The sequence below is a fragment of the Verrucomicrobiota bacterium genome (assembly GCA_016871535.1).
Classification (GTDB): domain Bacteria; phylum Verrucomicrobiota; class Verrucomicrobiia; order Limisphaerales; family SIBE01; genus VHCZ01.
Window position 1 is genome coordinate 1 of sequence record VHCZ01000203.1, and the last position, 11,288, is coordinate 11,288.

The following is an 11,288-nucleotide window of genomic DNA, read 5'->3' on the forward strand; positions in this document are numbered from 1 at the left end:
CGGCGGGTCTTTTGTCCGTGGCCTGCGTTGGCTCGGTCCTTACAGCCCGCGTTGGGGATGCTCGGACCTCGCCGCCTTGGCCACAGCCAAAATCCCTCGCCGCAGGACCCCGCGCAATTTTCGGACAGGCTCTAAGGGAGATTTGAAAGGATGGGTGGAGGTGCATCAACCTGGCGGATACAAGATGGGCGCGTTTTACCGATTTGATAAGGGGTCACGGAGATACGTCCGCGGCTTGCATAGGGGAGGAAGCGGGTTGATGCAGCCGGGCTCAACGTATGTCCTCGCCACTCGACACTCCGCGCGTCATCCAACGCTCCATCTCCTAGCCGGGTATCCGGCGGAATGTACGTTAGATGGCGGTTTCGTCATCAAGGAATTCCCCGACCGCGGAGAAAAGCAACGAGCCGTTCCGATCCCGAAGAGTCCTTGAAACAACCTACGGCGCTTTCTTCGCGGTCCACGTTCCCTCCCCCAGGTCGCCGAGGCGAACCGTTCCTTTGAGTGTGCCGTCGCTTTCGACTTTCCCGGTGTAGGTCACCACGGCTGGTTCGTCCTGAACGCGGACGCCGAAGGAGAATCTCAATTCCGAATTCCTCAAGGTGCCGCTGAATTCCGCCTCGCCAAAGAGCCCTTTATAGGTGCCCACAATGTTGGGACCGGCCTGGACAAAGGTGAAGCTGGGTGAACCGGTGCCGTTGGCGGTCTCGACCTGGAAACTCCAGGCGCCCGTGATGTTGACGGCGTCGTCGGCCTTGCCCTTCGCGTCCAGGTTCTTGGCGTACTCTTCCAGCGGCAACGTCGACTGGACGCCGTCCGCGGGCACATCCATTTTCGCCAGCCAGAGCAGCGCGTTCAAAACCACTTTCCGGAAATTCGGGTTCGACCAGTTTGCGTGAACGTGCCCACCCGTGAAACCGAAGCCGCGCCCGCCGTCAGGCCGTTCCACCGCCCACATCAGAACTTCGTCCCGCCCGCTCGCGGCGACGATGTGCCCATACGGACCGCGCGGCGAAGCGGACGCGCCTTTGCGTGTTTCATCGGAAGGCTTGGCCACGAGAATCGGCGTGACGCCTTTCATGTCAGCGCGGAAGCGCATATTGAAATACCATTCGTCACGGAGTTTGAATGGCTTCACGCCGCGGGTGATCGCGTGTTTCGGCAGTTCTTTGATGTCAGCTTCCCAGTGCGGGTTGGTCGAAAACGCGGTTTCGTAGTAGCCGCCGATCCAATCGAGGAACTCCGGGCCGCCCTTGTCTTTGGGAACCTCAACGGCGTAATGCGCGCAACCCAGCCCCACGCCCTTCCTCATCAGCGCCCCCATGACTTGCAAATGATTTTCGCGGATTACCGGATGGCCGCCGCCGCCATCCATGAAGAGCAGAATTGCGTCGGCGCCTTCGAAGGCATCCGGCTCTTTGGGCCAGCCGCCCTGGACGACCACGGATTTCACGCCCGGCACCTGGTCCAGACATCTCTTCAACACCAAACAACCGGCGTTGAATTCGTGGTCGCCCGGTCCGTGGCTGGGCCGGCCGGCCACGAGGACGATCTTCTTTTCGGCGGCGCTTGTGTCCGCTCCAAAAGAGGACAGCAACGCGGCGCAACTCAGCAGGGCGAGGATTCTATTCATAAGTTATTTCTCTTTTGTATCGAGATTCTGAGCCATGTCTTCCGGCGTCACTTGGGAAGCGACGCCATCGGATGGGATGTCCGCCTTCGCGGTCCAGAGGATGGCGTTCAAAACAATCTTGCGGAAATCATCGTGGGCCCAATTCCGATGGAAATGGCCGCCGGTGAAACCGAAGCCACGTCCACCGTCGGGCCGCTCGATCACCCACATGACGTGCTCCGACATTCCAAGGCGGGCCTGGACGTGGGGGTTTCCGCCGTGGCTGCTAGAGGCGCCGGGCTTGCCGCGGGTCCGGTCAGGCGGCACGGACGTGAGGATCGGCGTCACGCCTTTCATGCCTTCGGGGAAGCGCATGTGATAGTACCACTCGTCATTGATCTTGAACGGCTTCACTCCGCGCGTGACGGGATGCGCCGGCAAGGTCTTGAAATCCGCGTCCCAATGCGGATTCACCGACCAGAACGTCTCGAAGTAACCGCCGGTCCAATCCAGCCACGCCTGACCGGCCTCGCCTTTGGGAACTTCAACCGCGTAATGCGCGCAGCCAAGACCGACGCCTTTCTTCATCCATTCACCGAGAATCTTGAGACGCTCCGGTTTGATGGCGGGATGGCCGCTGCCGCCGTCCATATAAAGAAAGATCGCGTCCGCACCCTCGAACGCTTTGGAATCGGTGGGCCAGCCGTTCAAATGGACTTCCGCCCGAACACCCGGAACCTGGTCGAGGCACTTTTTGAGCAGGAAGCAACCTGCCTGAAATTCGTGCGCGCCCGTGCCATGGCTGGGTTTGCCCGCGACGAGGACGATCTTCATGTCGGCCGCAGAAATGTGCGCGGCGGTGAACAGCACCAATAACGCGTGGAGATCGAGCCATTTTTTCATGATCGTGGGAATGCAGCCGGAGATGCGAAGCACACGCGCCCTCGCGTGTACCGGCCGGCGCCGTAAGTGTTCGGTGTGCCTTCCGCGGTATCGCAGAGTGCAACTCTGCGCTACGCTAAACAGATACCCGGCGCTTTGCCGGTCGAAGAACTCGTTCCGATCGGGCACTAACTCGTGAAGCGTTCGAACGCAAGAGGGTCGTCGGTGGGGGCGCCGACCACAGCACGCGAGGGCGCGTGCGCTCCCCATCTTGAATGAGAAAGAACGGCTAAGGGCTTTTATCCGTGTCATCCGCGTGACCGTGGTTTGGAAACTGTACCGAAGACCAGGCACCAGCAACTACTTCAGCGGCTTGATCCTGATGTTCTTAAACTGAACCGTCATCGGCGGGCCGACGTGGATTTGCAGCGCCAGGATGCCATCTTTGGCCGCTTTGACGGAGTCCTCGTCAATAACATCGACGGTTTGCATGCCGTTGATGAAATGCTGAAGATGGTTTCCCTTGGCGATGATCACGTAATCATTCCAATCTTCCTTTTTGATCTTCGCCTGGATGTCTTTCGACTCGCCGAGCGAGCCGACCACTTCAACCTCGGGCCGCTTGGGATTGGAAGGATCGTCTTTGACGACGGTCTTTTGTCCCCGTTGCGCCAGGATGCCCCGCGCCCGTTCCTCGTACAAGATGCCGGAATAGGTTGTGCCCGCCTCGAAATCCGCCTGATAGCCGCTGACGATAGGGCCGAACTTGCCGTTCTCAATGACCTTGCTCCGGTACTGAATTCCCGAATTCCCATTGACGATGCGGTAGGAGAGGCGCAGTTCGAAGTCGTCCACGTTGCCTCCGGTGTAAACGAGGAACGTGTTGTGCGTCAGCTTCGGGTCCGCTTTGGTGACGCCGGTGATCGCGCCATCTTTCACCGACCACAGATCGGGATTGCCCTCCCAGCCGGTGAGGTCTTTGCCGTTGAACAGACTCTTGAAACCCGGCTCCAACACAGCCGCTTGCATTGCAGTGGCCGCTCCACTCAAAAGAATGGAAATCAGAGTCGCCAGAATTACTGTCGTGTTTGTTTTCATAGTCTCATCGCATTCGTGGGAATTAGTGAAATTCGTGTCGATCCTTTTCGCTTATTTCAAAACCTTCTTCAGAAATCGAATACCCTTCACGGCAATCTCATTCCGCGTCGGCTCGATGCGGCGCCAGATCGCCGCCGCTCGGGCGATGACTTTGACATCCGTGGTGAACGATTCGATCACGACATCGCCTTTATATCCGATGCCCTTGAGCGCCGCCGCGATCGGTTTCCAATCGATGTGATCGTTGCCCGGCGTGCCGCGGTCGCTGCCGCAGGCGTGAAAATGCCCGAGCAGTTTGCCCGCTTTGCGAATCGCCGCCGCCTGATTTTTCTCCTCGATGTTCATGTGGAAGGTGTCGAGGTGCAGCTTGAGCGCGGGGCTGCCGACGTCCCGGATCATCTTCAGTCCCTGGTCGCAGGTGTTGATGAAATCGGTCTCGAAACGATTGAGCGGTTCCAGACAAACCTGCTTCCCCTTTTTCTCCGCGTATTTGCAGAGTGCCTTCAGATTCTTGACCACGGTCTTCCACTGTTTCTTCTGTTCCTGGGGCGGCACAGCATCGGCTCGTCCGACGGCGGAGTACTCCGGTCCAATCAGACTCGGACAACCGAGCACGAGCATCTGATCGATGAGCTTCCACATGTAATTCAGCCCGGTGCGCTGCTGTTGCGGCGTGCCGCGCAGGTCGCGGTCCGGCCCCATGCACGCGCAGACGGAGCCGCAAGCCAGGCCGTGTTTGTCGAGTTGGGCTTTGACGTAAGCGGGATCGATGTGGGACGGATCTTCAATCGGAATCTCCACCGTTTCAAAACCCCAGCGCTTGAACGTCGGGAAGAGGGCCGTGCTTTTATTGGTGAAGGGAGAGGTGAAGAGAAAAGTGTTAATGCCAAGTCTCATAAGGTGTGCCCCAGGCTAGTCGAATGAAGGAGGGTGTCAAAAGTTTTTGGGCCAGCAGGAGGCTACTCGGGCGCATCCGCACACTGCTCCGAATCGAGAACCGATCCCGACCGCGGCCTTGAGGCCGCTTCAGCGCGCGCAGCACGACCCGCCCTGGAAAATCACGCGCTCTCGTGTTGTTGAACGGTCAAGCGGCGTAAACGCCGTGGTCCGTGCTGTCAGCCGACTGACCGGAGGTCAGCCCTGCAAGCCTTCATTCGCGCGAGTGATGGCCCTCAGCTTTGCTTCTGCGATCGTCGCCGAGGCGACCGGATTGTCGGCAAAGGTGGCGAAACCGCAATCCGGCGTCAGCAGCACACGATCCTTCCCAAACAGGTCGATGGCTCGCCGGATTCTGGACACGATCTCGTCCTCGGATTCGATCCTCTCGTGCTTTTGATTCACCACTCCGATGCCGATGCGACGGTCATCCGGCAAATCTTTCAGTATTTCGAGTTCGCCCGCGCGAGGGGTGCAAAGTTCGAGAAAGAGCGTTCCGACCTGCGCGTGCTGCAGCAAGCCGAGCAGCGGACGATAGTCGCCGCTCAGCGCCGCGGATTCGTCTCGCGTCCGAAGCCGTGAAGAAATGGCCACGCCATTCCACACGACTCACACTCACGTGAAAGGCTTGTTGAAAGGGAAAGACTGCAGCCTCGCAGGATTGATTTCGGCTCCAGTCATGGCGCGACGGTGTATCGTTCCTCCGTTCCACCCCAAGAAGAATTCGGAGAACAGGGATGCCTCTGGTGCATCCACATGTTGTCGGTGGCACAGGCAACGAAAACACAGTGCCGTGCGCCTGCGCTCCCGAGCTACGGCTCGAATACCCGCACACGATAGTACTTGGCTTGAACGGTCGGGATCGAATCTTCAACCGCCGCGGTCAAACTCGCCGCCGAGAAGAATGGCCGGTTGCCCGGAACGTCCAGTGCCTTCCAAGATAGCGAATCGCCAGCGTCGGTCGTGAACTGCACTTCAAATCCGCGATTGGCAATTCGCGGGAATTTGAGCCGCACTTTATCCCCATCGCGCTCGACGGAGATTTTCCAAACGTCGGTGTCTTGGAGCGGGTTCGTCCCGACGAGGTATTCCTGATAATTCGGCGCGCCGTCGTCGTCGGGATCGTCGGCTGGCCCCGCGTTCGGCGCCGTGTTCAGCTCGAAGTGAACGCGTTGCCACTCGGAAAAGATGCGAGACTTTGGCAGATCATTGGTAATCCAGGCGCTCAGGAGCGCGACGCCGGCAACGTCCACTTCCGTCGAAGCAATCGGCGGCATCTGGCCGGGTCCCCGCGCGGAAATGCGCTTCAGCACCATCGAATGGTCGAGGGATCCTGGCTTCAAAGTGCGCGCCTCCGGATTGCCGCCGTCGTTCACGAGTGCTCCGTTGATCAAGCCCGACTCCGCCGTTCGCGTGGCGAATCGCGCGTCCCATTGGCCGAGCGCCGAACCACCGGGCTGATGGCACTGCGAACAATTCGCCGCGAGGTAGGAGCGGACGCGGTGCTCCAGGCTGGACGCGGAATCCGCCAGATGCGCCGCGACCGGCAAGGCGTTCACGCCCGTGACCTGCGCGTCGAAATAGCCAGCGTCGTTCAGCGCGCGGATTTGGTTCACGGTGGCGCTGCCGTAATTGAAGTCGCGATTCAATTGCTCGGTCCGGAATCCGAGCGCGTGGCCCGCGGCCGGCGTGTGGCAGGCGAGACATTCGCTGCGGCTCGGATAATGCCAGACTTGCGTGCGCAGAATGCCGCCGTCGCGGATGACCAGCGGCTCGTCCAATCCATCTTCGGGCACCAGCGTGGCATTCTGTTGCGCTGCGTCCCATTTGTAAGTCACACCGTAAACGCCATCGCTATTCCGGACGATGAAGCGAGTTTCCAGCCGCCGCGCGGACTCCGGCGAACCTTTCGTCATTTCCAAATCGAAATGCTTGATCCACGCCGTGCCGGTCGGGAACGACCAGTTGCTTTCGCGGCCGAAGCTGATTTTTTGAACCGGATCGGGAACGGTAAACCAGCGCCGCTTCAGCGTGTAGTCAGACCAGAACGGGACATTGATATCGTAAGGCACGATGCCCGACTGCGGCGTCAGCTTCGCGAGATCTGCGAACGCGCCGGTCTCGGAAAGCAACGGCGGCAACGGCACGCCCGTGGCGTTCGTGCTATAGACGAGCCGTTTGACGACATCCTCGCCCACGTCCGCCAGCAGCACGTCGCCATTCGATGGATCGATGCCGAAGGCCACGATGTCCCGGTCCACGGCCAGCCGCGTCACGTTCGTGGACCCGCTCGCGTCGTAGAGCAAGGCCCAGATGTTGCCGCTGCCGTAGTCGGCGAAAACGTAGCGTCCGTAAAGCTGGGAAAACCGGTGGCCGCGATACACCACGCCGCCCGTGACCGAGACGCCCTGGTTGCGCGGGTAATCGAAAATCGGGTTGATGTGAGAAAAACCCGCCGGCGTGGCGCGCGGCCCGGCGATCAATCCTTCGCGATAGTTCCAGCCGTAATTGCCGCCTTTGACGATCAGGTTGATCTCCTCGCGGCGATCCTGGCCCACGTCCCCGACGTACAGCCGACCGGTGGGCCGATCGAATGACATGCGCCACGGATTCCGCAGCCCGACGGCGTAAAACTCCGTGCGCACTCGGTTGGGATCGACGGCGCGTCCGAGAAAATTCGTCACGCCGACGAACGGATTATCCGGAGGAACGGCGTAGCTGTTGGTCCTCGCGGCGGCGTGCGCGTTGGGCGTCAGGCTGCCGGGCCGCTTGTCCACGTCGATTCTCAGAATTCCGGCGAAGAAATCTTTGTCGATGCGCTGGCTGTTGGAGAACTGGTCGTTCGCGCCACCTTCGTCGCCGAGCGAATAATAAAGGTAGCCGTCCGGTCCGAAATGCAAATCGCCGCCGTTGTGATTGCTGGCTTCATCCGGTTGGTGGATGAGAATCAATTCCGAATTCGGCAGGGCGCGGTTCGGGTCATTGGGGTCGGTTTCAAAACGCGCCAACCGCCCGGCCGCCCCGCCGGTGCCCGTGGTGTAAGCGACAAAGAAATAACGATTCGTGGCATAACCGGGATGGAATGCCAGGCCCAGGAGCCCGCGTTCATCCGCAGGCACGCCGCCGGTGGCGCGTCCGGAAATGTCCAGGAATACTGTTCTAGTCGGATTGAGCAGATTGGTGATGACGGCGATTCTGCCGCGCTGTTCCACAATGAATAACCGGTTTGTTTCGCCCGGCGGCGCGACCATCACCATGGGATCGGTGAATCGCAGACTCCCGAACGCGCGCTCGGTCGTGAAGCCGAACACGAGCGGTTTCTCCGGCAAGCGCAGCGTGACATTCGCCTCGCGCCGGAGCGGAATTGTGGATTGAGCAAAACCCGCCGTGACGCCAAGGCCAAGCGCACAGGTGAACAAGAAGAATTTCAGCACACTCATTAGACCGAAACTGCCAGCCGCCCACTCAAATGTCAAAAGCGCCGCCAAGCATACGTTCAAGGAGCGTCCCCTTGTTGCACCCAGGCTTCGTTGAAATGCGCGTGCTTGATCGTTTTGCGCGCCGGGAGTCCATCGGCATCTTTGCCGACGTCTTTTCGGTTCAGATGAAAACTGTAGCTCGCGTGCAACGTGCCGTCCTTCGCTTGCAGGATGCTCGGATAATGGTATTGGCTGGCTTCGGCTCCGGGGGCGTCCAATTCCAGGTGGCGCTTCCATTTCCACGTTTTGCCTTCGTCATCGGAAATTTGCACCAGCAAACTGTTCCGGCCGCGTTCCGTGTCGTTGCTGATCAGGAGCCAGTGGCCGTTCCGAAGCGACGTAATCTCCGCGCCGGAGCCGGGATTGGGCAATTCGCTGTCGGTGACGCGGCTCCAGGTTTCGCCGCGATCGTGCGATTCGCTTTGGTGAAGGCGCTTCGGCGGCGGGCCGTTGTCGCGCATCAAAGTGAACAGGGAACCGTTCTTCCGCCGCACGATGCTGGGCTGAATGTTCCCGGCGCCGACGAGCGGCGTGCTCGTGTGCCAGTTTTTCCCCCAGTCATCCGTGATGGCCATGAGCGAGAAGGAAAAGCCGTCGGAATACAGCGGCACGATCAACCGCGTGCCATCGAGAATGAACGGATGCGCCCGCGTCATCCAACCGAGCCGGCGATAAAGTTTGTCGGCGGCCTTTTTGCGCAGTTCGGCCAGACGCGTCTGGAACCGCTGCTTGGCGTCGTCGGGGTAGGATGAATCGCGAAGCGTGGCCTCTGCGGCGTCGGCATATTTGGAGACGGTTTCCGCGAACTCGTTTCCGGGCGTGACGTGGAGGACTTCGCTCACTTCCCATTTGGGCGGGCCGTCGCTGGAATAGTCCGTCGCAATGCGATACTTCATGAGCGCCGTGTGCCATTCGTTGGCCAGGATGGTCGGCCACAGCAGCCAGAGTCGTCCGGAAGGATCGAAGAACATCGCGCAATTGGTGTCCGGGTATCCGGGCGTGTCGGCCAGGGTGAAGCGAGCGCTCCAACGTGTTTCGCCTTTGCGTTTGCGCGCGCCTTCGATTTTGACGTCATCCGCCGTCCGCTCGCCGGAGCCGTGGAACCAACAGACGAGCAGATCGCCATTCGGCGCTTCGACGATGCAGGACGCGTGATTGTGCCAGTGTTCGAGCGGGAAGATCAGTTCGGATTCGAGGAAAGGCGGTTGAGAATCCGCGGCGGCGGCCTGCCATCGTTGTGGGATCGAAAGCGAAAGGAGGATACCGAGCGCGAAGTGTGGCCAGGTGAGTGGTTTCATAGGAGCCGTATTGAACCTCTGCGCCGCGTCTTTGCGCAAGCAATTGAGCAATTGTCAAGGGGACGCTTCCCATGAATCTGGTAGGGACGCACCGCCTCCCTGGAATCTGTTTCGCTCAATGGCTCAAGAAAGTCAGGGACGGAGTGGAATCCGTCCCTACCTGGTTTCATGGGCCCAATGCTCCACTCCAACACTCCATTACTCCGCCACTCCCCATTACTCTAAGAGCGTGTTTTGAAAATGGGTGGAACGGGCAACCAGCCCGTTTTCGGCGGCAACTTGCCGCCGAACATTGCGGCAGGCTGGTAGCCTGCCGCAACAGGCCAGTGGCCTGTTCCACCCAAAAGGCATTTTTAGAACACGCTCCAACACTCCCTCACTCCGCTCCGACGATCATGCAGACGGGTCCTGCGCCGCGCGCATCGAATCCGGGTCAAGACCGACCTTCCCGCACCAGTCGCGATACGCGAAGGGCGAAATCTCGGACGGCTTGATTTCGCTGCGACCGCCCCAGAAAACATTCGTGTAGCTGACCGGAATCCCGACTCGGTCCAAGTGCTCGTCGATGGCGGCTTTGTGCTGGAGGACCATGTTGCGTTCCATGCCGTGCGCCACGGCCATGACATTGACGTTGCGGAATTCCGGCCCGCCCTCCCGCCAGTACGCATGGGTGAGAATGTGGTGCCGGCCCACTTCGCAACCGGCCTCGATTTCGCGTCCCGCCGGCACCGCCCAATGGAAGAGCGCGTTGAAACGTGTCACGCGCTCGCCATCAGCGAGAGGCTTCACGTGTTCGAGAAAAGTCGAAAAGCGGCCAATGACCTTGCGGTGATTGAGGTTCTCCGCGACCTCGTAGAATTTATCGAGGGCCACACCCGCCTCTTGGGCGCGCGGTTTCCAGAGATCCTCGCGAAGTTCGTCTGCCTCGAACTCGCGCTTCAAAGCCATCAACACCCGCCACTCCAGCTCGCTGAGGCGGACCACCTCGACACCCATGGCTTCGGCCGGCACATCGGCCTTGCTCCCCACCGCCATGCCTCGCCGGCGCACATGGCCCACGCCCAGAGCAAACAAGCGTTTTGCGGGCATAAGGCGAAAATGCTCGGCGCCGGTCTGCCGGAGGAGAAACTCGCAGTGCTTTTGCATGGAGTATCCTTGTGGAACTTTCAGCGTCGTCCAGAGCTTGTAAGTCGCGCCTGGCGTAGCCGGATCGGCCGAGCGAAGGACCACGTGGCCCGAAAACGGATCCTGTTGGAACATGTAATCGAAGGCCGAATCGATTTTCTCCGCCGGAACTTGCCAGGCGACCAGCGCGCCCGGCGCGAGATTGGTGGCCATCAAAGTCTGCCGTACCCGGCGGATCGTCTTGGCGCGCAGCATCGCCTGAATGCGCTCGATCACCACGGGCGTTTCCAGTCCGGATTGCCGCGCGATTTCCGGCAAAGGTTCCCGCTGAAATCCCTTAATCTTGTCCTCGGAAACAGCCAGAATTCTGGCGTTAATCGGATCGCCAATCTGAAACGGAACAGGCGCTCGTGTCATTCCAGAACAACTGTAGCCGAAAACTCAGCCTCCAGAAGCGGATTTTTTCTTCTCCAATCCGCGCACTCGGTGAATTTCACCTCAGCCAGGCTCGCGTCGCAAGCCACAGCCATTTGTGGGACGTGTCGTTGCCCAACTCCATATCGGCGCCGCCCTGCTCGCTTGTCCAAACGCCATGACACGTCTATCGTCGCGCTTGTGGTAGCAAAGCAAATCCCAGAGAGTTTTCTCGCAGCGCTTGGAGTGCTGGGATGAGCCGTGAACGCCGCCCTCTTCAAGATTCTCTTGCTTAGTGGTCCATTTCATAAATACGCTCACGTTCGCGGCAAGGGATTTTTCGGCCAGACGAGGCGCGAGCGACGAGCATATCCCGAAGTGGATCTGTAAGGAGCAAGCAACGAAGTCTGGCGAAAAAGAACTGCCGCCCTTCGGGTTGCGCCG

General features: G+C 59.9%; 8 protein-coding genes. All 8 read right to left on the minus strand.

Annotated features, from left to right (window positions below):
* Window positions 1-439 precede the first annotated feature (439 nt).
* The 8 genes from FJ398_20740 to FJ398_20775 all read right to left on the minus strand — a co-directional run bounded on the left by FJ398_20740 (window position 440) and on the right by FJ398_20775 (window position 10,847).
* Window positions 440-1,633, minus strand: a complete 1,194-nt coding sequence (locus FJ398_20740; protein MBM3840341.1) for a hypothetical protein — start codon at window positions 1,631-1,633, stop codon at window positions 440-442.
* Between the two features lie 3 nt (window positions 1,634-1,636).
* Window positions 1,637-2,515 carry a ThuA domain-containing protein gene (locus FJ398_20745; protein MBM3840342.1) on the minus strand — a complete coding sequence of 293 codons (879 nt, stop codon included), beginning with the start codon at window positions 2,513-2,515 and terminating at the stop codon, window positions 1,637-1,639.
* 339 nt (window positions 2,516-2,854) lie between these two features.
* On the minus strand, window positions 2,855-3,592 hold the full coding sequence (locus FJ398_20750) for a DUF1080 domain-containing protein (GenBank protein ID MBM3840343.1): 738 nt from the start codon (window positions 3,590-3,592) through the stop codon (window positions 2,855-2,857).
* Between the two features lie 51 nt (window positions 3,593-3,643).
* Window positions 3,644-4,489, minus strand: a complete 846-nt coding sequence (locus FJ398_20755; protein MBM3840344.1) for a sugar phosphate isomerase/epimerase — start codon at window positions 4,487-4,489, stop codon at window positions 3,644-3,646.
* 237 nt (window positions 4,490-4,726) lie between these two features.
* Window positions 4,727-5,134 (minus strand): hypothetical protein, encoded by a 408-nt coding sequence (locus tag FJ398_20760; protein ID MBM3840345.1) that lies wholly within the window; start codon window positions 5,132-5,134, stop codon window positions 4,727-4,729.
* Window positions 5,135-5,340: 206 nt separating this feature from the next.
* Entirely contained in the window at window positions 5,341-7,968 is a 2,628-nt protein-coding gene (locus tag FJ398_20765) for a hypothetical protein (GenBank protein MBM3840346.1), read from the minus strand.
* A gap of 56 nt (window positions 7,969-8,024) precedes the next feature.
* Window positions 8,025-9,305 (minus strand): neuraminidase (sialidase)-like protein, encoded by a 1,281-nt coding sequence (locus FJ398_20770; GenBank protein ID MBM3840347.1) that lies wholly within the window; start codon window positions 9,303-9,305, stop codon window positions 8,025-8,027.
* A 393-nt stretch (window positions 9,306-9,698) separates the two neighbouring features.
* Window positions 9,699-10,847, minus strand: a complete 1,149-nt coding sequence (locus FJ398_20775) for an Lrp/AsnC family transcriptional regulator (protein ID MBM3840348.1) — start codon at window positions 10,845-10,847, stop codon at window positions 9,699-9,701.
* Window positions 10,848-11,288: the final 441 nt, after the last annotated feature.